Source organism: Nitrospirota bacterium (assembly GCA_030684575.1).
Taxonomy (GTDB): domain Bacteria; phylum Nitrospirota; class Nitrospiria; order Nitrospirales; family Nitrospiraceae; genus Palsa-1315.
On sequence record JAUXVD010000015.1, the window covers coordinates 22,228 to 48,922 of the forward strand.

21 protein-coding genes are annotated in these 26,695 nt (G+C 58.0%); all 21 read right to left on the reverse strand.

What is annotated here, in order from left to right:
- Positions 1 to 61: 61 nt before the first annotated feature.
- The gene (locus Q8N00_11445; protein ID MDP2383406.1) at positions 62 to 1,561 is read right to left on the reverse strand and encodes a hypothetical protein; all 1,500 of its coding nucleotides are present in this window, start codon (positions 1,559 to 1,561) and stop codon (positions 62 to 64) included.
- On the reverse strand, positions 1,554 to 3,962 hold the full coding sequence (locus Q8N00_11450) for a glycosyltransferase (protein ID MDP2383407.1): 2,409 nt from the start codon (positions 3,960 to 3,962) through the stop codon (positions 1,554 to 1,556). The genes Q8N00_11445 and Q8N00_11450 overlap by 8 nt, the downstream gene beginning before the upstream one ends.
- Positions 3,959 to 5,890, reverse strand: a complete 1,932-nt coding sequence (gene asnB, locus Q8N00_11455) for an asparagine synthase (glutamine-hydrolyzing) (protein MDP2383408.1) — start codon at positions 5,888 to 5,890, stop codon at positions 3,959 to 3,961. Before asnB ends, Q8N00_11450 begins: the two co-directional genes overlap by 4 nt.
- A 26-nt stretch (positions 5,891 to 5,916) precedes the next feature.
- Positions 5,917 to 6,168, reverse strand: a complete 252-nt coding sequence (locus tag Q8N00_11460) for a hypothetical protein (GenBank protein ID MDP2383409.1) — start codon at positions 6,166 to 6,168, stop codon at positions 5,917 to 5,919.
- Positions 6,165 to 7,055, reverse strand: coding sequence for a class I SAM-dependent methyltransferase (locus Q8N00_11465; GenBank protein MDP2383410.1), 891 nt, complete (start codon positions 7,053 to 7,055; stop codon positions 6,165 to 6,167). The genes Q8N00_11460 and Q8N00_11465 overlap by 4 nt, the downstream gene beginning before the upstream one ends.
- Positions 7,052 to 8,212, reverse strand: a complete 1,161-nt coding sequence (locus Q8N00_11470) for a glycosyltransferase (protein ID MDP2383411.1) — start codon at positions 8,210 to 8,212, stop codon at positions 7,052 to 7,054. The genes Q8N00_11465 and Q8N00_11470 overlap by 4 nt, the downstream gene beginning before the upstream one ends.
- Positions 8,212 to 9,054: a methyltransferase domain-containing protein gene (locus Q8N00_11475; protein MDP2383412.1), complete on the reverse strand. Its 843-nt coding sequence runs from the start codon at positions 9,052 to 9,054 to the stop codon at positions 8,212 to 8,214. Before Q8N00_11475 ends, Q8N00_11470 begins: the two co-directional genes overlap by 1 nt.
- Positions 9,055 to 9,080: 26 nt before the next feature.
- Positions 9,081 to 10,394: a glycosyltransferase family 39 protein gene (locus Q8N00_11480; GenBank protein ID MDP2383413.1), complete on the reverse strand. Its 1,314-nt coding sequence runs from the start codon at positions 10,392 to 10,394 to the stop codon at positions 9,081 to 9,083.
- Positions 10,391 to 11,131, reverse strand: a complete 741-nt coding sequence (locus Q8N00_11485; GenBank protein MDP2383414.1) for a class I SAM-dependent methyltransferase — start codon at positions 11,129 to 11,131, stop codon at positions 10,391 to 10,393. Before Q8N00_11485 ends, Q8N00_11480 begins: the two co-directional genes overlap by 4 nt.
- Positions 11,132 to 11,145: 14 nt before the next feature.
- Positions 11,146 to 12,114: a glycosyltransferase family 2 protein gene (locus Q8N00_11490; protein ID MDP2383415.1), complete on the reverse strand. Its 969-nt coding sequence runs from the start codon at positions 12,112 to 12,114 to the stop codon at positions 11,146 to 11,148.
- A gap of 3 nt (positions 12,115 to 12,117) precedes the next feature.
- Positions 12,118 to 13,614, reverse strand: a complete 1,497-nt coding sequence (locus tag Q8N00_11495; GenBank protein MDP2383416.1) for an oligosaccharide flippase family protein — start codon at positions 13,612 to 13,614, stop codon at positions 12,118 to 12,120.
- Positions 13,611 to 14,798 (reverse strand): glycosyltransferase family 4 protein, encoded by a 1,188-nt coding sequence (locus tag Q8N00_11500; GenBank protein MDP2383417.1) that lies wholly within the window; start codon positions 14,796 to 14,798, stop codon positions 13,611 to 13,613. Before Q8N00_11500 ends, Q8N00_11495 begins: the two co-directional genes overlap by 4 nt.
- On the reverse strand, positions 14,776 to 15,963 hold the full coding sequence (locus Q8N00_11505) for a glycosyltransferase family 4 protein (GenBank protein MDP2383418.1): 1,188 nt from the start codon (positions 15,961 to 15,963) through the stop codon (positions 14,776 to 14,778). The genes Q8N00_11500 and Q8N00_11505 overlap by 23 nt, the downstream gene beginning before the upstream one ends.
- Positions 15,960 to 17,342, reverse strand: a complete 1,383-nt coding sequence (locus Q8N00_11510; GenBank protein MDP2383419.1) for an O-antigen ligase family protein — start codon at positions 17,340 to 17,342, stop codon at positions 15,960 to 15,962. Before Q8N00_11510 ends, Q8N00_11505 begins: the two co-directional genes overlap by 4 nt.
- A 24-nt stretch (positions 17,343 to 17,366) precedes the next feature.
- The gene (locus Q8N00_11515) at positions 17,367 to 19,505 is read right to left on the reverse strand and encodes a polysaccharide biosynthesis tyrosine autokinase (protein MDP2383420.1); all 2,139 of its coding nucleotides are present in this window, start codon (positions 19,503 to 19,505) and stop codon (positions 17,367 to 17,369) included.
- Between the two features lie 36 nt (positions 19,506 to 19,541).
- Positions 19,542 to 20,330 (reverse strand): hypothetical protein, encoded by a 789-nt coding sequence (locus Q8N00_11520; protein ID MDP2383421.1) that lies wholly within the window; start codon positions 20,328 to 20,330, stop codon positions 19,542 to 19,544.
- 19 nt (positions 20,331 to 20,349) lie between these two features.
- Positions 20,350 to 21,372: an HD-GYP domain-containing protein gene (locus Q8N00_11525; protein ID MDP2383422.1), complete on the reverse strand. Its 1,023-nt coding sequence runs from the start codon at positions 21,370 to 21,372 to the stop codon at positions 20,350 to 20,352.
- A 42-nt stretch (positions 21,373 to 21,414) separates the two neighbouring features.
- Positions 21,415 to 21,600: a hypothetical protein gene (locus tag Q8N00_11530; GenBank protein MDP2383423.1), complete on the reverse strand. Its 186-nt coding sequence runs from the start codon at positions 21,598 to 21,600 to the stop codon at positions 21,415 to 21,417.
- Between the two features lie 255 nt (positions 21,601 to 21,855).
- Positions 21,856 to 24,396, reverse strand: coding sequence for a DNA internalization-related competence protein ComEC/Rec2 (locus tag Q8N00_11535; protein ID MDP2383424.1), 2,541 nt, complete (start codon positions 24,394 to 24,396; stop codon positions 21,856 to 21,858).
- A gap of 36 nt (positions 24,397 to 24,432) precedes the next feature.
- A complete protein-coding gene (glmM, locus tag Q8N00_11540; protein MDP2383425.1) occupies positions 24,433 to 25,782 on the reverse strand; it encodes a phosphoglucosamine mutase in 1,350 nt (449 codons plus the stop codon).
- Positions 25,775 to 26,656: a dihydropteroate synthase gene (folP, locus tag Q8N00_11545; protein ID MDP2383426.1), complete on the reverse strand. Its 882-nt coding sequence runs from the start codon at positions 26,654 to 26,656 to the stop codon at positions 25,775 to 25,777. The genes glmM and folP overlap by 8 nt, the downstream gene beginning before the upstream one ends.
- Between the last annotated feature and the right edge of the window lie 39 nt (positions 26,657 to 26,695).

Sequence of the window (26,695 nt, forward strand, 5' to 3'; positions counted from 1 at the left end):
GAAATGCGAAGATTCTCTCTTGTACCCTAGTCGTCTCGCATCACTCATCACCGATCACCCATCACTTCCCCACAAAAATCGGGTTACTCAACAGTTCTCCGCTACCGGTGATCTCGACACGATAGGTCATCCGCTCTGCTGTCGGCATGGTGGGGTCCGGCCAATCGGCGAGAAAAGGCGTCTCTCCTGCCAATTGCGCCACGACCTGCCCGGAACGAATCAGCCGCACCTTCACAGGATGGCGTCCGTGATCGGCCGCAGAAATCGAGAGATGGACCGTCAGATCGCGAGCGCCGACTGGATCCAGACGCTCACCCATTGAGGCCGATCTCGCTCCGTCCTGACAGAAAACTCGAAACTCATCCAACCGAAGCTGGACATGGCGATCTCCCTCACCCACTGCATATGCACGACCTGCACTCAGCGCCTCCAGCACCGCTGGCACCGTTCGTTCCTTCACCGACAGGACCGTGACCAGACGATGCAGGTCCTTCCCGGCATCCTTCATTCCATGAAACGCCAACTCCCCGATCAATACCGGAACCGGACGCTGCGCATCTACCGGCACTTGAAGCAACCGATCCCAGAGTTCACCAGGCCTATTGAGGGTTCGTTCGTCCTGATAGAGCCCGCCGAAACCGGTATACCCGGTCGTCCGCAGCAACGATTCCGGGTGAGCCTCCGTCTTGACGGTGACCGTTCCCAATGGCCCGAATCCATACTCGTGAAAATCGCGCGCTTCCGTCATCGACCAGAACGACAGTCCGCCCTTGTTCGCCACATCATCAATGAGAGCCTGATAGGGACGATACCCCAGCCCTGCGTCATAGGAACTAAACGCCGGCTGACTCAACGGCCAGGCATTGGCCACCAGCGCCACCGCCAAGACGATCAAGACCACGGAAGCCATTCGCCGTGGGGATCGCCGGTCAGCCGCAGACCGGAAGGGCCTCCAGAGCCAGACGGCGGGAACGACCAACAAGATCGGCGCGCCATTTACCGCCCCTCGCCAATCGAAGCTGTAGGATCCAGGGTTTCCACTGGCAGGAAGGGACCGGTATTCCTCCGGCTTGGTCAAGCCGAGCACCAGGAGGTTGCGCTGCGCATTGTGCATCGTCAGCGTCCGTTCAACGAGAGAACCGGTCCAATAGTAATATGGCGCGACTTCAACCCCAGGCACAATGATGAGTCTCGGATGACGGCGCTGCGAGGCTGCAATCTCATCGAGATACCGTTCAATCCCATACTCCAGCACGGAGGGAACAGTGACTCGCTGTTTCAGGATACCCCGCAAAGGCCAGAGTCCATACTCATATCGCAGCGAGAAATTATCGGTCAGTATCAGGACATCCAGGCCGAGCTGCTCCGCCCTTACAGCCAAGGCCTCGACCGTCATATCGCCGGTACTGGCGGTGCTATGGACATGGAGCGTAGCCAATAGTTGTAGGCGCTCGTCCGACGCTGCGACATGCCCGACCATGCCACATAGTACAATCGCCAGCGCCATCAACGGCAGCATCAACCGCACGACCCATCGCTTCTGTCTCTCTCGCTTACCCATGAACCGTGAGCGCCTCGGCAAAGATAGATTCGATGGCATGGACCATGGAGCGCGATCCATATCGGCTATCCACGCTACGGCTCGCTGCGACGCCCAACTGCCTGGCCCACTCCGGTCGCTCGAGCATCCGCCGTAACGCCCCTGCCAATGCACCGGCATCGCCTGGCGAGACCAGCAAGCCGGTTCGTTCGTGATCGACCACGGTCGGAATACCGCCGACGCGTGAAGCAATCACCGGAAGTCCAGATGCCATGGCTTCGATCAACGCACGGCCCATCCCTTCATTCAGCGAGGGTAAGACAAACAGGTCCATCCCCGCGAGGCAGATATCGACATCCTCCCTGTGACCGAGGAGATGTACGGCATCGCGGATACCGAGCGATTCTGCCTGCTGTAACAATGCGTCCTGCCGACCCCCACTCCCGACGATCACGAGGTGAAGAGAGGGGAAATCCTGTTTCAATGCAGCGATGGCTTCGATCAGATGTTCGTGGCCTTTAATATCGGTGAGCCACCCGACCGACCCGACGACCAATGCATCCGCGGGGCAACCGAACCAGTCCGGCTGTTGTTTCCCGTGAGCCCTCGCCTGTCCGAACTTCTCACGATCGATCCCGCTCGGCACGACAGCGAATCGGTCAGCCCTGCCGACTGTACGATCGAGGTGGTCCTGCCGCTCCGCGTCCGTCAATGCGATCAGACGGTCTGTGATCAGGCTCAACCCTCGTTCGATCTGCAGAAACAACCATGACCGGAAGGGACCGAAATGGCCGTAGAACACATGGCCATGCGGCGTATGGACGATGACTGGCACCCTCGCCAACCAAGCTGCCATTCGTCCCACCACGCCGGCCTTCGACGTATGGGTATGGACCAATGCCGGCTGCTCTCGCCGGAAGAGGCCGATCAATTGCCACAAGGCCTGAAGATCTTTCAGCGGGTGAACGGCTCGCGTCAGGGAAGGCAGCAGCAGCCAACGAACTCCGGCCTGATCGAGTCTCCGGCAATTCTCCTCTGTCGCAGCCTGTCCACCTTGCGCATCCCACGAACCCGGATAACCAGCCACCACCAGCGGCTCGAACTGCTCAGGATCATGACCGAGGGCCGTCAACATCGTATTCTGCGCAGACCCGCCATAGTCGAGGCGCGTGATTACATGGATCACCTTCCTCGCCCCAGTCACTTGTCCGGCTTTCGAACCAGCGGCAAAGAGACGATCCAACTGCGCCGTATGGGCTTCCCAATTGAAGCGCCGCTCCACGACCTCACGGCCTTTCTTCGAAAGGCGCTCCCGCTCACCAGGCTGCTCACGGAATCGCGTCAGCCATAATCGCAAGGTCGTTGCGAGAGACCCTCCATCTGTCCCTTCTGTCACCAACAACGGATCGACCGTACTCAATACTTCCGGAATCGCGCCAACTGGCGTCCCCATCACCGGAGTGCCGCAGGCCAGCGCTTCGACCGTCACCAGGCCGAACCCTTCGAGCTGCAGCGTCGGCATCACGACCAAGTCAGAGGCCTGGTAATACTTCGCCAACTGTTCCTCCGGCACAAACCCGAGCAACTGTACGGAGTCTTGCAATCCCTTGCTGCAAATCAGCTCCTCCAATCGCTGGCGGAGAGGGCCTTCCCCGCCGATCAAGAGGAGTAGGTTCCGCCGCTCCTCCCCGAGAAGCGTCATGGCTTCAATCAGATGTTCCAACCCCATGCGAGGGACCAGATTGCGCACCGTGAACAACACGGTACGGTTCTCGGGAATTTTCAGCTCTCGCCTGACCTCGGCCCGATCCTCTGCCGGATAGAACAGGGCAAGATCGGCTGCACCAGGGACCACCGTAATGTCCTTCGGCGCAATGCCATGAGCGGCTATGACCTGCCGTTTCATGAACTCGCTCAAGACCACCACATGATGACAGCGGCGCATCACCATTCGTTCAATCCACCGTCTGGCGCGCGCGCTCAGCTTCCGTCTGATCCGTTCCAATGTCGAAGGTGCCCGCTCCGCCCTCGTGAGGTATTCCTCATGCGCCAGCGAATGACAGACATAGACCCAGCGGCCGACCCTGCGATAGCGAGACAAGATCGGACCGAGACCAGCCAACGATTGATGGATGACCCCGACATCGATAGGACCGGTCTGCCCCATCACATCGAAGGCGCGCAGGGAATTCTGTACCGACGACCAGACAAAGGCCGGCTCGCTGGTTCTGGTCACGGGATAGCGCCGTTCAGTCACGTTGCCGATCGAGCATGTCGCCTCGGCAGACTCGCAGGGAGCCCGCACGATGACGCGCACCTGATGGCCCAGCTTGGCGAGACCTAACGACTGCTGGAGAAGGACTCGCTCGGCACCGCCGATCACCCGCTCGACCGTAACCTCTGAGAACAGAACGACGTTCATGCCGCGCCCACTCCCATCGTCTGGTTCGAAACAGGCTGCGCGACCTGCCGATGCCATAGTTCCAACACCATGAGCGCATAAATCTGATCGGTGAAATTCCGTCTCCCGCTCTGATGCTCAGCCAGCAACCACTGCACATAGGAAGGATCGACATAGCCTCGCCGGCGAATCGCCTCATCGGACAACAGATCCCGGCTCATCTCGCGAAGATCCTCCCGCAGCCATCGTCCAAGCGGTAGCATGAATCCTCGCTTCGGACCAGAGACGATGCTGCTCGGCAAGAGGTCTCGCAGGGCAGACCTCATGAATCCTTTCAGCTTCCATCCTTGCAGTCTCGTGGCAGCCGGCAAGGAACAGGCAAAGGCCAGCAGATGGTGGTCGCAAAACGGCACGCGAAGTTCAAGTGAATGGGCCATGCTCATCCGATCACCCATTCGCAACAGATCGTCCGGCAGATAGGTTTGCAGATCGACACCCATGGCTCGATCGGCCGGCTCATCAGACGGCCATTGATCGAAGAGACGCCCGAGATTGTGGAGCGCCGAGCGATCGGCGACGGCCATACGCAGTCCATCGGCCAACAATGGTCCATCCCATCCGGCTGGTTGAAACGTCGTCCAGCGGAGATATTGCTCATGGAGGGGACGGTTGCCATCGAGCAGAAACCGTTTGATGCGGCCGAGCGCATTGCGGCTCCCTGAACCGTCAGATAGAGACTCTGCTCGGGCGGCGAACCAAGTACGCATCGCCACGGGAAGCGCGGCATACTGAGCTGCCGCACGTATCCCGAGATAGCGGGGATACCCGCCGAAGAGTTCATCCCCGCCGATACCGGACAGCGCGACCGTCACAGACTGCCTGGCCACCTCGGACACCAGATAGGTGGGGATGGCGGACGAGTCGGCGAATGGCTCCCCCATACCGGCCACGACACGAGGCAACAGCGAGACCGCATCCGGACGCAACAGGGCTTCCGTATGGTCGGTCCCGAAATGCGTCGCAAGGAGCCTGGCGGCCTTGAGCTCATTGTACGATTGGTCTTCCGGCGCCTCGTACCCGATCGAAAACGTTTTGATTGATCCAGGAATGACCTCGCGCATACAGGCCAGGATCGACGCGGAATCCAGCCCACCAGAGAGAAACAAGCCGAGCGGGACGTCGCTGATCAAGTGGGCCTGTACAGAGTCACGGAGCATGCTCCGAAATTGCTCCCGCTGGTCGCCCTGCTGAAACTCGACCTGGCGAAGGACCTCTTCCTCGGGACGGTAATAGCGCCAGAACTCCAACCGGCCCCGCACAATCTTGAGGGCCTCGCCCGGCCGGAGCTGATAGACCCCTTCCACCAGCGTATCGGGGCCAGGCACATAGAGCAGCGACAGGAAATCTGCGATGGCCTGCGGACGAATCCTCCAATCCGGCAGACCTTCCAACAGCGATGGGAGCTCCGACGAAAAGAGCACGCGATGAGCCGCGCCGGCATGCCCCGGTTGAACGGAGTAGTAGAGCGGTTTGATCCCCAAGCGATCGCGGACCAATAAAACGAGCTCCCGCTCTCGATCCCAGATGGCATAGGCGAACATGCCGCGCAGCCGATAGACCCCCTCTGGCCCCTCCTCTTCATAGAGATGCACCAGCACTTCGGTGTCACAATCGGACTGAAAGCGATGGCCTTTCCGGATCAACTCCTCGCGAAGTTCGCGATAGTTGTAGATCTCCCCGTTTAAAACCGCCCAGACAGAGCCGCTCTCGTTGCGAACCGGTTGATGGCCGCCGCGCGGATCGATCACTCGTAATCGCCGCGCACCCAGTGCGACGCCTGCGGCAGAATGCATCCCCTCATCGTCAGGCCCACGATGGATCAGGCGGGCAAGCATCCGCTCAAGCAGGACCGGATCGTTATCGCCCACAAGGCCACAAATACCGCACATGAAATGAGGACCCCCATGAAACGTGGCTACCGATTCTTCTCCATCACGGCTCGCTCCCGCCGGTCGTACTCGTCCCTCTCTTTTTGGTGCCGCGGCGAGACCTCCTGAGGCGGCACATCGACAGGCTCGTACCGCATATGTTTGGCAGACCCCACCGAGGTGAACATCGAGCGCACCGTGAGTGCAGCCAAGGCACCAAGCAGGCACAGTGCCACCAGCAGCCCCACAAATCTAAGTGCGCGTCTCCCTCGGAGGCTGAACCAATGAGATTGACTCATGACAATCCCTCGTTCCGCCTGGCAATGAGCTCAAATGACGGAGCCCAGACCACACGCCCGCCTGTCACCCTGTAGAGCAACTCCGCACAGGACCAGAACGCGGCCGCACCGATCCGCCACTTGAGGCGGCTCATCCAGGGATTCGCGGGAGTGAGCGGCCCTCGGCTCGGAACTGAGTTATGGATCGCGATCGTCTCCAATCCAATCCCCTGCAACAGCGAACGGAGGGCCTCTGGCGAATAGAGAAAGAGATGAAAGGCTTGATCGTAGCGCGATCCAACCCACCGAGCCGGTGTCCGCATCGGAAGGTGGAAGGCCCCGTTGGTCGCTCTGATCACCACGAGACCGGATGGCGCCAAGGCACCAGCGACCTGCCGGAGGACAGTCGCCGGACTCGCGACCGTCTCCAACACGTTCACCAACGAGATGACATCGAACGGTTCGCACTCACCGATCCGCTCCAAAGAGTCTGGAGGCAACACCGTCACACCACGACGAACCGCGCGCGCAGCGGCCCGCTTCGACAACTCCAGTCCGTAACAGCTCCATCCCGCAGACTGACAGAGGAGGAGGAATGCGCCATCCCCACAACCGACATCGAGCAGCCGCCCGGGCGGCTGCCGGTACTGGGCAAGACGACGCGCGACACTCTCGAACACCGGGTCGCGATCCGACGAGGCCTCGATCTCGCCATAGGCTTCGTCGTAGTCTTCGCGGTAGAACTCCTCAACTTTTGTGGTCAACGGCCGAGGATTCAGAAACACCAACTCACAGTCTGGGCAACGGACATACCGTCTGGTCGGCGTCTGAAACACCTTGATCGGTAGGACCTGGCTCCCACAGGGACAGGAGATCTGTTCTGTCTCCGGCATGACTGCCGTCTTCACGCGATCACCTGCCTCTGGACCGATAACGGCCCGCCCGCGTCTTGCACTGCCGCATCGAAGATGGCCGTCGTATTCGCTACCATGCGATCCGCCGTGAACTGCTCTCGTACCACCGTTCGTCCCGCGGCTCCCATCCTCGATGCCGCGACCGGATCGCTCAACAATGCTTGTATGGCCCGCGCAAGCGCCTGATGGTCTCGCGCAGGCACAAGGAGCCCCGTCTTCCCGTTTTCAATCAGCTCAGGAATACCGTTCACCATTGACGCAACGACGGGACAACCTATCGCCAGCGCTTCCAACAGCACAAAGGGAAACCCTTCAGAGATAGAGGGCAAGACGAACAGATCCGCCGAAGCCAGGATATCGGCGATGTCTGTACGGACCCCCACAAACAGGCAGGCCCGCTCGACACCCAGCTCTCTCGCCGTCCGCTGCAACGCGTCTTGTAATTCACCTTCTCCCACAAACAGGCAGCAGAGCTCCGGCCACCTGTTCAGCAGTCCTGGAAGCGCCTCCAGCAAATAGCGATGTCCCTTTGCTGCGGTCAACCGCGCGATCGTCACCAAGACTGGCCGCTGTCCCAGCCCTAACTCCCGTCTGATTTTCTGGCGATCCGGCTGTGCAGAAAAGTCCGAGGGGTCTATGCCGTTGTGGACCACTTGCACCTTCGCCACCGCGGCCGAACATTCGTCGATCAAATCACGGCGAGTGGCGTCCGAGACGCAGATGACCCGTTGGACCAGTGCGAGCGTCAGGCGAAGTGCTGCCGCATAGACCCATCGTGTGAAGACAGAAACTTCATAGTCTTTCAGTGAATTATGAACGGTTGAAATAATGACTGGGACGCCGGCCAGACGTCCCGCAATCCGCCCATAAAAGTTTGACCGGGCACCATGCGTCTGGAGAATGGTCACTCGTTCCTGAACCAACAACCGACTCAACCGCCAGAGGGCAAAAGGATTGAACAAGGGCGCCAGGTGCACGAGGTGAGTCTCCACGCCTCGCGCTTCCATCCGCCCTATAAACGAACCGGGCTCTGGACAAATCAACAGCGATCGATACCGCGTGCGGTCGAGTCGCTCAAAGAGTAGTTCTAGATATCGCTCACCGCCTCCATACGCCGCGGACCCGGCCAGTTCTGCCACCACGACCGGCATCAGGGTTTTCTCCCCAGGATCAACAGACTCCCGCGCAAATGCGGAACAAGATAAAACGGCAGCTTGGTCCAGTCGATCGCGCTCTGGCGGGCGGTCTGTTGGCAATCCTGCGTGTCTTCGCCCAAGAAAAACCTTGAGAGCGCGATCTCGAATCCGACGTGACGCAGCATCTCCGCCAGTTCATGCATCGCATATTCCCGCGCATGCGGTCGCCACTCATCGTTGGGATCGTTGTACCCGGGAGGAGCCAGCCGATCGTTGGGTGATCGGCCGACCAGCAGCTTGAAAATATTGCCGATGCGGGTGACATTCGGGGTGGTGATCACCACATGCCCACCGGGCTTCAGCAATCTGTAGGCTTCCGTCATCAAATGAAACGGCGATATCAGATGTTCGACGATCTCCAGGGCAAAGACGAGCTGTGCGGAAGAGTCCGGCAGCGGGACCGTCTCCTGGTACCCTTTCGACGTGAACTGTTGCCCGGCAGGATCGAGATTCACGGTGAGAATCTCTACATCGGCATCCTGCTTCATGAATTGCACAAACTCCGGACTCGCCATCAAACCGGCGCCGAACAGCCGCGCCGTCTTCGTCGGCTGAATCCCCCGCAAGAGGCGCAAGAGACTGCCTGGGAAGGGACCGAAATCCACAATCGTCTGAGGGCCTTCAGGAAGACGCTGCAACCCGCTTCGTAGCGCCACATGAAGGCGGTCGCGAGATTTCAAGGCATGATTCATCGGGGTCGTGAAACGCGCGTCTTCCGCGCCAAACGTTTCATACCGCGAGGGCTGGTACGCGCGCACCAGGCGATTGAACTGGCTTCTGGTAAGGTCATAACCCATTAGAATCACAGCCTCAGGAAAAGAGATTACCGATGGCGTCCAGACATTCTCGAGAGGCGAACGTGCGCCAATCCCGCCACCGACAGCACCATAAGGCACGGTAGCACAGGCAACGCATACCGGCCAGCTTCTACTGTGAATAGTACGTAGCCCGACATCAGGCCGATGGGGAACAGATAGAGGGGAAGAAGTTCCTGCCAGCGCGTTCGATGAGACCAGGCGCTCCAGACCGCCAACAGGACCAGACCAGGAATCAGGAGCAGTCGTTTCCCGACACTGTAACTAGCCACCAGCCAGCCTCGGTCTGCAACATCCTTACTGAGACTAGAGACAAATCCCTGATCTGAGTTGACCAGGTAGTAGGAATTCCCGATCCAGAAATCGAACATTCTGGTCAGCGTCAGCCAGAGGTATCGAACCGGCGCTTCTCTGATACGCGCCCAGCCCTTCTCCCGCAAGAGCTGATCGGTCGACACCTCGTACATCGCATAGGCATGAGGCAAGGGGGTAATCCCGGCGGTTTCCCAAATCTGCAACTCAGTCTCATTGGACATGGGCCAACTCCCTCGCGAGACGGGGTCACTGCCCATCCAGAGGCCGGCCCCGACTCCGGCAGACACGGGCATGACCGCATCGAACGTCAGATAGTTACGGATGGTCCAGGGCATCACGATCAGCAGACAGGCGAGCAGATACACCGTCGCAGAGCGGGTCTTGCATCCTATGGTCTCGGCTCCCCCATAGGCCAGCGCGACGACACCGATCCCCAGCAGCATCGCAGCCGGCTTACATAGCAGGCTCAGCCCGGCGAACATGCCCATGATGGCAAAGTGGCGGAGTCGTCTTGATTCGATCGAGACGATCGTCGCCCATAACCATGCGCTCATCAGCAATGTCAGCAGGCTCTCACTCCTGATCCGAGGATCGTAGGTCCAGTAGGTTGGATAGAGAAACATGACCGATGCCGCGATCGCACCGGTCCAAGAGCCAAACAGTCTCGTTCCCACCAGGTAGATACAGCTGCTTGTGCCGATGTCGAAGACGACATGCAGATAGGGCACCCAATCCGGTCTGTGACCGACCAGGTGATAGAACGCGGCTAAGACAGCGGGATAGAGAGGACCGACATGGGCCGACGGCGTGCTCCCATCCAGAGTGAACCGTCCAATCGATGCAAGATTCCAGGCCAAGGTATCGAACAGATCATCGACGGCATAACCCTGCCTTGGCGTATGGGAAATCATCCAGGCCCTGGCCAACAATCCCAGCAGACCGGCCAACAACAACAGCGCCGTGGGAGACCATCGTCCGGCTGATCGCGCGTCGTTGACCTGCGTCATTTCATGCAAATCCCGATGAGATTCGTATCGCTGGCGACGCCTTCCGTATACTCGATATCTTCCGGAGTCAGGGCTCTCAATGAGGGTCCACCCTGAAGCCGGCTGACCACACCGCCGAGCCAATGCCGAATGGGACGAGGCACGATATTACGGAGTCCGCCGGGGTCGAATCGACGCACGGAGTCCATCGATCGCTCAGCCGCTTGCAAACGTGCGCCTTGACGGCGACCGAACCAGCGGATGCTCGAAAAGTAGGGCGAGAGTATCTCGCGAAACTCTTCCTGGTTGTACTCCCGCACGTGGTAGGGATCTTCTGGCTTGTCCAGGGTACTCTTACCGTGAGGCGTAAAAATGACGAGAGTGCCAGTTTTGCGCAAGACGCGTGCGACCTCGTCCACGAACCGCCGGTCGTCCACGATATGTTCGATCGTATCTTGCGATAGGATGCAATCGAAGGATTCGTCCTGAAAACCGAGCGCACAACCGTCCATGGCTAAAAACGACGCGCCGGAATGGCCGTAGCGGGCACGGTTGCGGGCGACGATCTGAGGGGCACAGTCCACCCCGACGACTCGACCGGCCTTTCCACTCAGATAGTCGGACCCGTAGCCCGTCCCACAGGCAAGATCGAGCACATGCAACCGATCCAGCCCTGGAATCTGTTTGGCTGCCCAGACATAGCCTGACAAGTTCACGATATGTTGCGTATCGGTCGGATAGGCTTCGCGGCGTTCCATACGATCTGTCCTCTCTACCGGTGCGGTGCTGATGAATGGGCCGGCACCTGCTCGACCGGCTGCGGTGCGCTCCACAATCGGCGCATGACCGCCACACCACTCTGGATCTTCAGGCGTCGCGTCTCGGGCGCACAACCCAGCGACCGCGCCAATCGCCACCCGATGCCGACTGCAATCCACCCCTTCATGAGCCAGCGCTTAACCGGAGAAAAATGCTTCTCGACATATCGAATGCGGCTGAACTCCCACACACGTTGTAAGAAGTCACGATCTCGGCCGCTGCTCCGTCCAATCAAATGAACGATGGCCGCCTCAGCGAGATGCCGCACACGATATCCCTCATGGTGCAGGCGCCTGCACAGATCGGCGTCTTCGAAATACATAAAGAATGATTCGTCCAATCCCCCCAATTGTTCAAACAACGATCGCCGGACCATCAAGCAGGCCCCATTCGCCCAATCGACATCTTGAGATATTGTACAATCGACCGCCTGTGCCGACGCGGCAGCCGCTTGCATAGACGGGGCGACTCGATGGAACAGAGCCGAGTAGAACAGGTGGTCGCGAATAGAAGGAAACGGGAAGCAGGTTTGGTTCAGATGTCCCTCTCCTGTCCACTGTTTACCACTGACCGCCCCAACATCAGGATGCTCGTCCAGATACCTGACCATGGTCGTCAGTGCTTGATCCCTGACAAGCGTATCGCTGTTGAGCAGGAGCAGATGCCTCCCGCGACTCACCGCTCCCGCTTGATTCACCGCCTTGGCAAATCCACGATTATCCTGATTCGCAATGATCGTGATGGCGGGATAGGTGTTTCTCAATGCCGATGTCGTGCCGTCGCGTGAATCGTTATCGACGACGATCACGTCGAACCTGATTCCAGGAGTGTGGGCATGGAGCGAACGAAGACAATCCAGAAGGAGATCCTTCGTATTGTAACTCACGATCGCAATCGACAGATCGATCATCGCATCATCCATCCGTCAGTGATGCTCCCAGAGCACTTTCAACCGTGGAACCTCGATCAGCCAGAGATAGCCGCTATAGAGTCCGCCTGCGCTGAGACAGGCAGTAACTACTACCCATGAGGATGGCGTGGCTGAGGTGGCCCCAGACATCAGAAGGATCGCTCCGACAAGGGTCCCTCCAATGAGGCAGGCTCTCCCGGTCGACCAGTACACGGCGTCCACTGCCGTACCGATCAGATCTCTCGTCCCGATCCCTTGTAACAGGAGTCCCATCAGGTAACTGGCGACCAGCGCAACAGCGGCGCCAGTGAGACCAAATCTCATGGTGAGCGGCACTATCGACAACGCATAAAAGAGACATTGCCCGATCCAGCTCTTCATCTGAAGATCCGGCCGATTCGCCCCATAGTGCAGGGCGGTCATGACGCTCGAGTACCCCGCACAAACCGCGTACAAGCACAGCACCCTCAGAGGGTCGACGATGGCAAGCCACTGGGGACCGAATGCTACGGGCACAATCACCGGAGCGAACACCGCGACTGCCGAGGCCAATGGAATAAATATGAATCCCACCAGCCCCATTTGCAGTTCGAAAACACGGATCACTCCTGGTCGATCCCGTTGAAGCAACGCATAGGTGGGCATGCTGATCTGATGGATCAACACGGTGGCCCGTACGCCCAACAGCAGTGGAATCGCTAACGCGATCTGATAGAGGCCCAGCGAATCCTGACCGAGCATACGGCCGATGATCAGCTCACCCCCGCTCATGACCACGAAGATACAGAGCGTTGTGACGTTCAAATGTTTGCCGTAACTCCACAAGTATTCCCGTGCAGGACCATAGAGCGAGAGGCGCGGCTTGAACGGCGCCACCCAGAAGGACAGGATGCTGCCCACGCACATCCCCAGCAGTTGCCCAAGCAAGAGCGCCCAGACGTTTCTGAGCCACAACGCGAGTCCGATGATTGCGCCAGCTTCAATGACACGTCTGACGAGATCCATGGTGACACGAAGGCGCAGGTTGAGACTTTTTGCCACGAGTGCCATCGCCGGACTCTGCAATCCCTGCAGCACGAGCAACCAGGCATGGACTCGTAACAGCGACGCCAGTTGAGGCATCTGCATGACCTGACCGATCACATCGGCCGTGGCCCAGAGGCAGGCAGCCATGGTGACTCCCCGCGCGATCGCGATGGTCCAGGCGACCGCCAAATCCTCACGGTCAACCTCAGTCTTGGTAATCAACGCCGACTCAACACCCAGCTCGCTGATCATCATGAAGGCCAGGACGATGGTTGCGGACGCCGCCATGACGCCGAAATCGGCAGGACTCAAGAGTCGAGCCACCACCATGAGCTGAATCGCTGCGATCACCTTATCCAAGACAAATCCAGCCCCAGCCCATCCACCGGCCTGGAGAATCCGATGGCGGAGACGGAGTGGAACCGGCGCTACCAGGCCCTGCTTCATCTGAGAGTCCGTGATCGTCATCTCGCCCTGTGTCATCATGCTGTCCGCTGCGCTGCGGCATGAGCCGCGACACAGACCTGCTCCAACTCTTGTGCACGCGCTGCCCAGGTATGGGACTGCACCACTGCCATCCGTCCACGGTCCCCCATTGTTGCCCGCGCATCCGGGTCTTCAAGCAAGCGGAGCAACTGTCGAGCCAAATCCTCTGCATCCTCAGGCTGTGCTGCGAGCCCACAACCGATCGCCTCCACCGTCTCTCCGTACCCGGGGCCGGCTGTCGTCACAACAGGCCGCCCACAAGCAAGATATTCCCATAGTTTCATGGAATCGCCGGGATAGGATCGTGTGTGACGATGCAAGACGACACAGACATCGCAGGCCGCAATCCATGTCGGCACCTGGGCCCAGTCGGCCCGACCGACAAAACGGACAATCTCCGTCAATCCCCGTTGCCGAACCAGTTCTTCGAGCGCAGGCCTTGTCTGGCCGTCTCCCACCAGCAAGAACGTGGCAGTGGGCACCTTGTCACAGACCAGCTCCACTGCTTCAATCAACGTCTCCAACCCGTGCCACGGAAAGAATCCTCCGACAAATCCGATATAGGGGCCTGAGGCAGGAAGGCCGAGGACCTGTCTCGCCGCTCCATGCGATTGAGGGTGGAACCGATCCCCATCGACCCCGTTACGAATGACGAAACATCGCTCTGGATGGACGCCCCAAGACTGCTGCATCTGTGTGACGATCTCGCCGCAGATACTCACCACCGCCTCCACACGGTGCGTCGCAGCTTTCAATGCCGTACGAAGCACCCACCGTATGAGCGGAAACCGCCAGAACCCTTGCACTTCTTCCTCCGGGAATCCGTTGACGAACAATACGCTCGCACAGCGATGGCCGGACAAGGCGAGCAATGGAGCCATCTGCCCTGGCGAATCGAACCAGAGCAACACCTCCGGTCGCCACGTCACCAGTTCTTTCCGGAGCACAACCCATGACGCGACCAAAAATGAAAATGGCCTGAGTCCGGCCACCCGCCAGACCCGAATAGGATGGAACGACAGCGAGGAAAACTCCTGCGCAAGTCGATGGCCGTGAGCAGGCTGAGGGCCCAGAATTTTAATGGTATGGCCGCGTAACGAAAGAGCCTTGGCAAATTCTAAAACCTGCCTGGCTCCGCCTGCTGCAATACTCAGGTCTTCATCACAGAACAGAAGAATGCGCATGTTGTATCGGGACCTGCCTGGCGGCAAGCCATTCTTTCAAACGAGTCGTGAGATGCGTCCAACTATAATCCTGCTCAATGAAACGACGGCCCTGCATGGCCATATCAGATTGCCGTTCCCCATCGTCCAGTAATGCCACCACCGCTTCAGCCAATGAAACTGGATCGTCAGGCGGAACCAATGTGACTCCGGCCTCAACAGAAAATGTGGCAGAGACTGAGGGAATCGCGCTGGCAATCACGGGCCTTCCGCAGGCCAGGTAATCGAACACTTTGACCGGAGATGTTTCCCCCCTATCTCCTCGGAATGGAGCCAGACAGAGCGTCATCGCACCGATCCAGGTCGGAACCTCCCGATAGGGTATCCTGCCGGCCCAGGTAATGCACGAAGTCAGTGCCAAGTGGTCTGCTTGCTGCTTCAACTCCGGCGCGGCTTCTCCATCACCGACTAACAAGAGATGCACAGAGGGTCTCGTCCGCCTGACGATAGCCATCGCCTCCAATAAACACTGCAGCCCTTGATAGCGATAAAAGCTCCCGACAAAGCCGATGTACTCCCTCTCGGGGTCTAACCCAAGTCGATGCCGACATGTCGTGGCATCCTGAGGAGCAAATAGGTCGGTATCCGTCCCGCTCGGTACGACGGCCACTCGTTCAACAGCAACCCGATAACGGTGAATAACGAGCTCCCGCAACCCATCGGTCAAGACCACGACCCGATCGCAGCGCCTGAGTGCCCACGACGCCAGCCAATGTTTGAGCCTCTGCTTGAGCCCGCGGTCGGCCCCCGACCAATCGGGCACCGGCTCCCCATTCACTTCACAGACACATTGCGCGCCGACGAGTCTCGCAAACAGTAACGGATGAGGGCTGTCCATCCATCGGTAATAGACGATGTCGGGTTTCGACTTGCAGGCTTGGACAAGTCCGACGAGGCAGGACAGCACTGCATAGGACAGCGGTCGCAGGACCGGCCAAGAAAGAAGGGGGATCGGCGCGGTCGAAAAACCACGTTGCAGCAACGAGGACCGGTATCGCGGGGGGAGCACCGTCACGCGGTCGCCTTGCTCGACGAGCTGGCGCGCCAACGTCCAGATCCTGACGAGCCCGACGGGATCGGATGGCGCATCCGGCTCATACCAGTAACAGAAGATGAACCATCTCATGCCTGCGCTCGCTGAAAGGTACCGTCTGTTTGCTCCGATGTCAGCCGTGGCAAGATCATGACGAGTCCCGCACAGAGCCAGAATGGTTCCATGATACGAATGATGATGAAGGTATTGGCTCCCACGCCATGCGCCAGCATCGCCACCATGCCGAGCAGCAACCCATGGGCCAATCCTTTACAGAAGGGATCCTGTTCGGACAGGAAGGTCTCCCGCGCGCGGCGCCACAAGCGGACGATCAGGAAGATGAACGCGACCATACCGGCGAGACCCGTTTCGCCGAGAATTTTGACATATTGCGCGTCCGCCCAGGCATAGCCGGTGACCCCTCGCCCGAGCAGAGGGCTATGCAGCCAATCCTTCAGCACATATTGCCAGGAGCGCAGCCGCTCAGTCGTGGACAGGTCCAACCCGACATGCCCGACTTTGATTTCACCGCCGTACTGCCGCCCGAAAAACGTCTCGTTGACGCGGTTTTTCACGTTGTCCGGCACAACAAACGGGAGGGCCACGGCGAGCAGGAGCATCAGCGCGAGCACACCGGGTCTCCGCCATTGCGTCGCAGCGACAGCCAGCATCAAGACTCCCGCAGCCAGGTACGATGAACGAGACAACGTGGCCATCAGCGCGAGACTGATGAACCCCATCAGCAACACGAGTAACACCCGAATCGGATTGGACTTCAAGTGGAGAAACAGGCCCATGACGATGGCCATGATGAAGACCAGATACCCGCCGAGGGTATTGGGCTCTCCGCTCTCCCCTTCAAACGGCGCACTCGCCCGTTGTCCGCTCGAAATTTGAAGAATCGCATAGACACTGATCACGAAGCAGGTGGCAAGCAACGCGGTGACCAAACTGACGACCTGCCGTTTGGTCGACACATGGTTGACCACCATAAAGAAGACGAAGAAATATTCAAAGTATTTCAGGATGAAGAAGAATCCCGTCAGTGGACGGACCCGGCCGGCGATGACACCCAGCAACGTGGCAAGTACGCAAGCCAGCATGTAGTAGGCGATCGGACGGTTGAGTGGCGTCTCGCGAATGAGAGCCAGATCGCGGTAGATAATCGTTTTGACCAACCAACTGAATCCGATAATCACCAGCAAGAGGTCGTCCACACGCAATGAGAGGTCACGCGCCCCGACGCCTCTCCCGGCCACCTGCCCGATCGATATTTCAGGAGAGAGCAACATGGAGAAGATGAGCAGGAAGAGCGCGGCGGGAACCGAAGTGAACGCGATCAAGACGATGAGAAAGCCGAAGACGACCTGGATGCCGACCATGGGAGTCGTCAGCGTGAGGCCGAACGCGAGTACGGCGGCCAACACCGAAACGATGACGGCATCTTGCGGTTTCACCAATGACGCATGCATGGAATCTCAGCTCCTAGCGCCGCGTCAGCGATATTCGTAGCGGTACACGCCATAGTCCGGCGTGACTTCGGACTTCACGTTCGTCAAGACGATGCCCATCACATTGGCCTGCGCATGGTCCAGGAGGAACTTGGCCCGCTTGAGGGCGTTCCGACCGATGCGCCCGACTTGGTAGACCAGAATTGTCCCATCGACGCGCGAGCTGAACGCGACCGCATCGGTGACCGGAAGAATGGGAGGCGAATCGAAGAGCACGAGATCGTATTCCTCATTCATCTCATTCACGAGTGTTTTGATCTTGTTCATGTTAAGGAACTCGTTGGGATTGCCGACCTCAGACCCGCTGGTGAGGATGTGTAGATTATCCAATCCCGGCGTACTCATCACACGATCGACTCCCATCGGGCCGAGCATGAGATCCGTGGCGGATCGGACATGGTGACGCCAGGACGTACTGCCGACCAGGGCATCCGCCAAACCAGGAACCCGTTCGAGGCCAAGCCGCTGGTGCACAATCGGCCGCCGAAGGTCTGCGTCGACAAGTAGGACTCGCTGCCCCTCCTGGGCGAGCGTAATCGCCAGGTTGGTGACGCAGGTGCTCTTGCCTTCTCCAATGCCGGCACTGGTAAAGAGGATGGATTTGACCTTTCGATCCATACTGGCGAACTGAATATTCGTCCGCAACGACCGCAGACTCTCCGACAGCACGGATTTCGGGTCGATCAGACAAATGAGTTTCGAGAAGTTCTCAACGGTCGATGCAGTGGCACGGGCTGGAAGCCCCGCACGTGCGGCTTCCTCCATTTCCTTCGCGTCGAACTGCGGGATGACGCCCAGGACCGGCACCTTGAGAAACTCCTCAATGCCTTCGATCGTCCCGATCGAGGTATCGAACGATTCGCGTGCGAACGCGACCACGATCCCGAGAAAGATTCCCATCAGCGAGCCCACCATGAGGTTCAGCTGCGTATTGGGTGCATTGATCGGTCCGCCTGGCATGATCGCCGGCGCCACGATCGTGACCTCCTCGATCTGTTCCGCACTCTTGATCTGCAGCTCTTGATGCTTGGCCTTGAGCGTCGCCAACAGGTCGGCGTTGACTTTCACCTCACGCTCGAGCCGGCTCATTTGAATCGCCGCGCGAGGGAACTGCAAATACCGGCCTCGGTAACGATCCCGCTGATCCAGAAGTGTCGCCTCACGATCCTGCATGGTCTTGAGCTTGGCTCGAAGTTCGAGGACCATCTCGCCCCTGACGTTGTCGATCTTCTGCTGCTGTTCGCGAACTTGCGGATGATCAGTCGTGTAGTTGATCAGAAGGGTGTTGCGTTCCTGAATAAGGTCGAGGAGTCGTTGATTCAGGATCGTGAGCAGCGCATTCTGCTCCTCCGTGAAGATCCGGCCGGTTTGATTGCCAATCACCGCATCGGTTCGATTGAGCACCGAGATCTGCCGCTCGCCTTCCGCCCGCTTTCGCATGACCTCATTGTGCTGTTCTTCCAGCTTGGTGAAGGTCTCCAGCGCAGCGCGTGCCTCATCGGTCAGAAAGACCTGGCCCTCGCGTTCTCGAAAAGCCCGAAGCGCGTCTTCTGCATTATTCAACTGCTTCTCAAGCCCGGCCAGCTGTTCCTCGACAAATCGCCTCGATTCCATCACGAGCCGATTTCGGGTCATGATGTTTTCCATCCGATAAGCAGTCGCCACGGAATTAGCCGTCTTCTCCGCCATCTCCGGACGATCAGAGGTCGCGGTGATACGAATGATGTTCGTATCACCCTCCCGCTGCGTCTTAATCTCCTGCCCAAGGTTATAGACCATGTTCAGGTACACCGCCGACCGCTTCTCTTCCGCCGTCACGCTGGCTGGCACCAGCCCTAATTCCATCGCCACGCGCTCCATGACCGGGAACCCACGGATAAACTCCGTCTGTGAGTTGAGATCGTTGGCGTTGGAGAACGACATGGTCTCGATTAGTTGTTGCGCGACGGTACTCGTTCGGTCGAACTTCACCCGCGCCGATGCTTCATAAAGCGGGCTCGGCTTGAACATTTCCGAGAATAAGAATGTGAACAATACGACCAGACCGGCCGCCAGCAGGATGAGATACTTCCGCTTCTTGACGATCAGCCAGTAATCGATGACGTTGAGTTCGTATTGGGCCATAGGGTCAGCGTCCTTCTCTCATCTCGATTGTGACGATCATCGCCCCAACAACGTGGGAATAATAAATGCCGGGTAGAATGGGGCAATCCCAGCAGAAATAATCGGCATGATCAATCTCCCAGCTTCGGACGCGTCGCCCAGATGCTGACGCGGCACAAAGACGATGTCGTTTTCTTCCAACGCGAGATTCCTCGTCATATCGCCATAGGTAAATGCGCGCGCAAGATCGGCCATTAACATGTTCGGCTTTGAGAGGTCGCCGCCCCGGATCACCCGAACTTCTTCCATCAATGCCGTCTCATGATACATGTCGACCGCAGCAAGGGCCTGCATCACGGTCATATGCCTCGACATGGGAACCATCCCGGGCTTCTTCACATCCCCGAAGACGAAGACACGCTTGACCTTTAAGACCTTTTTCTTCAGCACCACTTGTACACGAGGTTGTTTCATATAGGGGATCGCCGCTTCTTGAACCCGGGCTTCCGCCACTGCCGCGGTCATGCCTCCGACATCCACTTCCATGAACCCCACAGAAATATTTCCGTTCTCCCGGACCACGCTGGAGAACTTTTCCTCGCCGGCGCCGCGGCGAATCACCACCTCGAGCGTATCACCGGTTTCGACTGGCGTTTCCGCAGTCGGGACCGTTTCATCGGCATAGACATCTCCCTTCGGCAACGGCGGGACCACCGTTCCGGGAGGACTGATGGCCGAAGGAGGCAACGAGGAACTCGCCGGATTGTGGCATCCGATGAACGCCACCGCGAGGATCGAGCCGGCCCCTAGAACAGCTATGAGATGTCGGGATATGAGCTGTCGCACGTTCTCATCTCCTCTTGTTTTATCGCGGATCAACCGATAACGCACCGATAGGCATCACTTCCACAATATGCAGAGATGTATCGGCCCGCAAGTCCACGGTCTTTGATAACGGTGATTGACCAGAGAGAGCCTGTTGCGAAATCTGTAAAATCGGACGCAACGGATACTGGCGGTTCAGTTGAAACACGACTCCGGTTTCCCCGGTATTCAAGCGAACGGCCGTGCCTAAGGGGTAGATCGAGAGTTGATCGATCAACGCCTTCAGGAGATGATGCGGAAACACCGTTTTGCATTCGGCGAGCAATGTACGAATCGCCCGGTGGGGGGACCCCCCACTTCGATTGGGCCGCACGCTCATTAACGCATCGAACACGTCTGCCAGCCCGATGATCAGCGCGACTTCGTCGATCTGTTTCCCCGATAATTGTCTGGGATAACCGCTGCCGTCCCATCGCTCATGCTCTTGAAGGATGACCGTTCCCACCCAAGGATAGACGTCTCCGGCTTCCTTGAACACATGAGCCCCATGCTGTGGATGCTCCTTCATCTGTTTGCGTTCTTCCGCTGTCAACGTCCCAGTCTTGTACAGCAACGAGTCTGGTAGGGCGAACATACCGATGTCGTGCAGCAATCCGGCCAAAGCAACCCGTTCGAGCTTTGCTGGCTCATACCGAAGGGCCTCCGCAATCTTCACACTCACAATTGCAACGTTTACGGCATTTTTGATGAGATAATCGCCGGCCTCGTGCTGTAGAACAGTCTGGATCAGCTTGTCATGAGCGCCGATAGCCGCCACGATACCGGATGCGATTCTGGCCATTTCATCAACTGACCAGGGTTGTCTCGCCTGGACCGCTCGTTTGATTCCCTGGAGTTCCTGGCATGCCCGCTGATACCAATTGATCTCTGGAACAGACGATGCCGGTGTGGAGAGTGAAACAGGAAGGCCGGTCGGCGCAACCGAATGAATGGGATTTTTCGCATCAGGACCAAGGGCGTTCTGACTTGACTGCTCTCGTAGAAGATCGGTTAACCTTGTCACGTTTCCCCCGGCTTCCCTCATACTCAAATATGCCACATACGACTATCGGCTATTCGCCCGTCTCCCGACGGGAAAAGGCGTGACTGGCTTCTCTTCCATCTTGGCAAACTCTCGTTCTAACATTGCCCTGATGAAGCCACTGGTGGTGTATCCCTGTTGTTTCAGGTTATCGAGCTGGGTTTTGAGGTCGATCGGTAACTGAATCACGATACGTACGAGTTTTGGCATACCCTAGCTCCCTTAAAAATAGGCACACAGATCCTAAGTCACCACGAATGAATGCACATGCTATGCCTTGCTAGCAGATGATGAATAATGAACAAAATTGAAGCCTTATGCTATGAAGACTTCTCTGGGGGTAAAGGGAGGGACGAAATTCGTCTTACCAGGACGTGAAATGTGCACTCTCTCATGCTCCGGCCGGCCCGAGAATCGAACCAATAGTCAGGTGGGGGCTTTCACGCCATGCGGCAGGGTGCCGCATTACCGATCGTGCCACTGATTCCATAGCCGAGTCCAATTCGCCCGTTCACAGGCCCACAAGCACGAAGCGCTATCCGTCGGCTGCCACTGCAAGTCGCGTGTTCGATGCACATGAAGTGTCGCCTCGGAGATTCCTCCGTCAAACCACAGCCCACCGTCTCGATCCGTTCGCAATACGATACTCCCTTCCTCGACATATGCAGCAAGAACCGCGGCTGCCGGATGTCTGTATGAATTATGGCGACCGGCTGAGAATACCGCATACTGGGGATGTACTGAGGCCAACCAGTCGCGATTCAACGAACTCACCGCCCCGTGATGAGGCACCTTAAGTACCTCGATCGGACCATGAGGCGTCGATCGCATCATTCTCGACAAGCCATCTCGCTCGACATCCGCAGCAAAGAGCATGGTATGCAGACCACAGGTCAGGCGCGTCGCCACCGATCGATTATTGAGCCCATGTCCGCCCACCTGGCTATCCTGGAGCAGTCCATCGCGAGGCTCTTCCGCTGACGGGTTGAGGGCCACCATCCGACAGGGGCCGGATGCCACAACCTCCAGTCCTTCTCTGACGACCCCTTCTTGTAGACCTCGATACGCCAACGACTGCTGCAGCCGTTGATAAAACAATTCTGCTCTGGCCTCTCCCGATCCCCAATAGTGCCGGACATTGAAATGGCGGACTACCCAGGCAAGACCACCCACATGATCAAGCTGGGGATGCGTGCCAATAACCTGGTCGATGGTGCGAATTCCACGGCTCCAGAGAAACGGAGCAACTACCCCACGGCCCATGTCGAATCGCTCATACGTCGCCCCCCCATCGATCAAAACGACCTGACCATCAGGTAGCTCGATGACCGCGCTATCACCCTGGCCGACATCAAGAAACGTGACTCGGAAATGATCCCCATCGGGAAATACTCGTGGTGACCAGGCCCACCAGAGTAATACCAGCAGCACTCCGGCACGGACACCCCATCGTATGGGCACCAGGCCTACTCGTTGCCACAACAACACAAGACATCCGTAGAACAGCACTATGGTAAGCATCGATGGAGCCGCCACATGCCATTCCCCTCCAGGCAACGTTGACAGGAGGCGAACCGCATCCACGAAGGATTCGAGTAACCACTGGTTCAGCGAAGCCATGGGCAGCTGCGTTCCCCCGACCAAGATATGCCAGATGCCTGCGGCCAGTCCGATTGGAACCAGCAGAATACCCATCACCGGGACCGCCAGCACATTGGTGAAGACACCAAGCCAGGGCAACTGATTGAAGTAGTAGGCCACAAGAGGAAGCGTGACGAGGGTGACCACTCCACTCATCAACATCGAGTTCCTCCCCCATTGAACGCAGGTCATCAGGAAAGACGGCGCAGCTGGTAGTTCTTCTACGTCAACAGCGGTATGCCAAGAGAGCCATCCGGCAATGGCGATGACGGACACAAACGAGAGTTGAAAGGAAATGTCGAATAGCGCCTGAGGGTCGTGCAACAGGATCACAACCGCAGCGGCAGAGAGGGCATGGAACAGACGACGATCCTGGCCACGCCAGATCGCACTCAGCCCCACAGCCACCATCAACAGCGAGCGCATCGTTGCCAGCTCCGCCCCGGCCAAGCAGGCATAACCAGCCACTGGAATAATGGTACAGACCGCAGCCACGCGAGTCGGCGTGATGCGCCGGGACAGCGCCAGCAACCAATCCGCAGGCAACAGAATCACGCCCCATCTGACCACCGCAAAGATGAGCACCGCGACAAGGCCCAAATGACTTCCTGAAATTGACAGGAGATGGACCGTCCCGGTTACCATGAACTGATCGCGCAGGTCCGGGTCCAAATACCCCCGATCACCGATGATGATGCCTAGATACAGCCCCAGTGCCGGTTGTGGAAGGGTCTGCAGCGCAGCGAGCCGGATACCACTCCTCCACCGATCGAACTGATTCCAGATCGCCCACCAGGCATGCGCGCGCCCAGACTGAAGAAGCTGCACCGCATCAGCTCCCGTCACCGTACCGATGACATCGATCCCTTGATGCTCAAGGTAGACCGCATAATCGAATCCGCCAGGATTCAATGACCCGCTTGGAGGGCGCAACCGAGCCTGAAAGCGGATCCGATCCCCTTGAAAGAAGAGTCGATCAGGAGTCCGCCAGGTCAGCCGAACATGCCTGATTACTCCTGAATATCCCGAAGAATCATCCGGTTTGACGATCATCACCAGTCGATCAGACGACTGTTGCACCGGTACCACAATACGACCGATCACTTGGGTCATCGTATCGGAAGGAGGCTCGACCATCGGAGCATGCAGAGGCAGGTGTACGGCGAGACTCCAATAGACGACGCCTGCCAAGAGCGCGCCGTAAAATCCTATCGCCTGGAGGCTGGAGAATCGATTGAATCGTTCGAAGAAGGTGCTGCCACAGGCAGCGAGAAAGAGGAGGCATGAAACGGACAGAGGGAAATAGGAAACCCGAGATCCGACGAAGAGCCCGATAATGAACGCCACAGTGAGGGACGGCAGCATGAGCCTCCCTCAACAAAATTGGGGAAGACGACAACTCTACCCTAAATGCGCCTTGACGACGTCGACCAGCCGATTGGCCACATCACGAATTGTATCGTCACGTTCTCCTTCGACCATCACCCGCAACAACGATTCGGTCCCGGAGTAACGCACCAACACGCGTCCACTTCCATTGAGCCGCTGCTCACCCTCACGGATAGCCTGTTGCAGTTCCGGAACGGTATCGAGTTTCGGTTTCTTCGTCACCGCCACGTTAAGCAATACTTGTGGCACCGCCGTCATGGCTTTGGCTAACTCTGACAACGGTTTGCCCGTGCGCTTCATCAGCGAGAGAACTTGTAATGCCGAGAGCAACCCGTCACCGGTCGTATTATGATCCAGGAAGATGAAATGGCCCGACTGCTCCCCCCCGAAGTTGTACCCCTCAGCAGACATCCGTTCAAGCAAATATCTGTCACCGACAGCGGTTCGCGCCAGCGTAATACCCGCTTTCGTCATGGCAAGCTCCAGTCCGAAATTGCTCATGACGGTCCCTACTACCGTTTGCTTCGCCAACTGGCCCTGACTATGAAGGTCCAACGCCAACATCGCCATGATGTGATCGCCATCCACAACAGTCCCCTGTTCGCAGACGAAAATGGCACGATCGGCGTCCCCGTCCAAAGCGATGCCAATGTCGGCGCCCTGCGTACGGACGGCCTGCTGCAGCAGTTGCGGGTGGACAGCCCCACAGCCGGCATTGATATTCATCCCGTCCGGTTTATCACCGATCACTTCGACCTTCGCCCCGAGCTCGCGCAGTACTTTCGGCGCCACCTTATAGGCTGCGCCGTTCGCACAATCCACCACCACTTTGATTCCCTGAAAATCGAGTTGCTTCGGCAACGATCGTTTGACGAACTCGATATACCGCCCTTCGGCATCATCGATTCGATAGGCCTTCCCAATGGCATCGGCCGTCGGCCGGAGGTGGGCAATCTCATTCGAGACGATCAAGTCCTCGATACGCGCTTCCATCTCATCGGGCAACTTCAATCCATCGTTGGAGAAAAACTTGATGCCATTGTCCTGATAGGGATTGTGCGAAGCCGAGATCATCACCCCTGCATCGGCTCGAAGACTCCTCGTCAAGAACGCAATCGCAGGAGTCGGCATTGGACCGACCACCAACACATCAACACCCATCGAGCAGATCCCGGAGATCAATGCCGACTCCAACATATAACCAGAGATACGAGTATCTTTGCCGATCACGATCTGATGACGTCCCGCGCGACGCATAAACAAATGCGCGGCGGCCCGTCCAAGCTGCATGGCCATTTCGCTGGTCATCGGATCAAGGTTGGCAACCCCTCGAACTCCGTCTGTGCCGAATAATTTACGCATGCTGAGCTTTCATGTGTACGGTCGTTTCCTGACTGATTGCTACGGTCACTTGCATCACATCTTTCATGGCAGTCACATCATGCACGCGAAGGATCCCTGCTCCACGCTCGACTGCCATCGCCACCGCCGCCGCCGTCGCCCACTGACGATCCTGAACCGGTCGATCCACAAGCTGTCCAAGAAACGTCTTGCGTGACACGCCCACCAGTAATGGACAGCCAAAACATGCGAAACGGTGAAGTCGGGCCAACAGCGTAAGGTTATGTACGAGCAGCTTACCAAATCCGATGCCAGGATCAAGCACGATTTGTCTTTGCCCGATACCATGGGTCGTCGCGAAACGAATTCGTTCCTCAAAAAATGCGACAACCTCGCCGACCACATCCTCATACTGCGGAACCTGTTGCATCGTGCGCGGCGTGCCTTGCATGTGCATGAGAACAATCCCGGCACCCGTGCGGGCAATGACCTCGACCATCGCAGGATCGCCCCGCAAGGCGGTGACATCGTTCACCAATACGGCCCCTGCATCGAGGGCCGCCTGTGCGACCGCAGCTTTCGAAGTGTCGATGGAAATCGGAACCGTGACGGCTCTTGCAACAGCGGTTACCACGGGAATCGCACGACGGAGCTCTTCTCCCTCATCGACGGGTTCGGCGCCAGGGCGCGTGGACTCAGCGCCGATATCCAGGAGATCGGCCCCTTCTTTCACGAGTTGAATGGCATGGGCGACGGCGGCCTCCGCATCAAAATAGCGGCCACCGTCAGAGAATGAATCCGGCGTCACGTTCACGACCCCCATGATCAATGGCCGGCCTGGAAATTCGATCAGCCGATTCTTCGCTTGCAGCGTCAATGTCCGAAGATCTAACACCCCACGACTGCGCCTCCACCTATGTAGATTAACCACGCG

Excerpts from the sequence above, each read along its gene's own strand:
- Q8N00_11490 (MDP2383415.1), bottom strand. The coding sequence starts at position 12,114 with ATGGATGATGCGATGATCGATCTGTCGATTGCGATCGTGAGTTACAAT.
- Q8N00_11505 (MDP2383418.1), bottom strand. The coding sequence starts at position 15,963 with ATGAGATGGTTCATCTTCTGTTACTGGTATGAGCCGGATGCGCCATCC.
- Q8N00_11500 (MDP2383417.1), bottom strand. The coding sequence starts at position 14,798 with ATGCGCATTCTTCTGTTCTGTGATGAAGACCTGAGTATTGCAGCAGGC.
- Q8N00_11530 (MDP2383423.1), bottom strand. The coding sequence starts at position 21,600 with ATGCCAAAACTCGTACGTATCGTGATTCAGTTACCGATCGACCTCAAA.
- Q8N00_11485 (MDP2383414.1), bottom strand. The coding sequence starts at position 11,131 with ATGGAACGCCGCGAAGCCTATCCGACCGATACGCAACATATCGTGAAC.
- Q8N00_11515 (MDP2383420.1), bottom strand. The coding sequence starts at position 19,505 with ATGGCCCAATACGAACTCAACGTCATCGATTACTGGCTGATCGTCAAG.
- Q8N00_11495 (MDP2383416.1), bottom strand. The coding sequence starts at position 13,614 with ATGATGACACAGGGCGAGATGACGATCACGGACTCTCAGATGAAGCAG.
- Q8N00_11450 (MDP2383407.1), bottom strand. The coding sequence starts at position 3,962 with ATGAACGTCGTTCTGTTCTCAGAGGTTACGGTCGAGCGGGTGATCGGC.
- Q8N00_11460 (MDP2383409.1), bottom strand. The coding sequence starts at position 6,168 with ATGAGTCAATCTCATTGGTTCAGCCTCCGAGGGAGACGCGCACTTAGA.
- Q8N00_11475 (MDP2383412.1), bottom strand. The coding sequence starts at position 9,054 with ATGGGTTATGACCTTACCAGAAGCCAGTTCAATCGCCTGGTGCGCGCG.
- glmM (MDP2383425.1), bottom strand. The coding sequence starts at position 25,782 with ATGCGTAAATTATTCGGCACAGACGGAGTTCGAGGGGTTGCCAACCTT.
- Q8N00_11470 (MDP2383411.1), bottom strand. The coding sequence starts at position 8,212 with ATGCCGGTCGTGGTGGCAGAACTGGCCGGGTCCGCGGCGTATGGAGGC.
- Q8N00_11480 (MDP2383413.1), bottom strand. The coding sequence starts at position 10,394 with ATGACGCAGGTCAACGACGCGCGATCAGCCGGACGATGGTCTCCCACG.
- Q8N00_11510 (MDP2383419.1), bottom strand. The coding sequence starts at position 17,342 with ATGCATGCGTCATTGGTGAAACCGCAAGATGCCGTCATCGTTTCGGTG.
- asnB (MDP2383408.1), bottom strand. The coding sequence starts at position 5,890 with ATGTGCGGTATTTGTGGCCTTGTGGGCGATAACGATCCGGTCCTGCTT.
- Q8N00_11535 (MDP2383424.1), bottom strand. The coding sequence starts at position 24,396 with ATGCTGCCGTCCCTCACTGTGGCGTTCATTATCGGGCTCTTCGTCGGA.
- Q8N00_11445 (MDP2383406.1), bottom strand. The coding sequence starts at position 1,561 with ATGGGTAAGCGAGAGAGACAGAAGCGATGGGTCGTGCGGTTGATGCTG.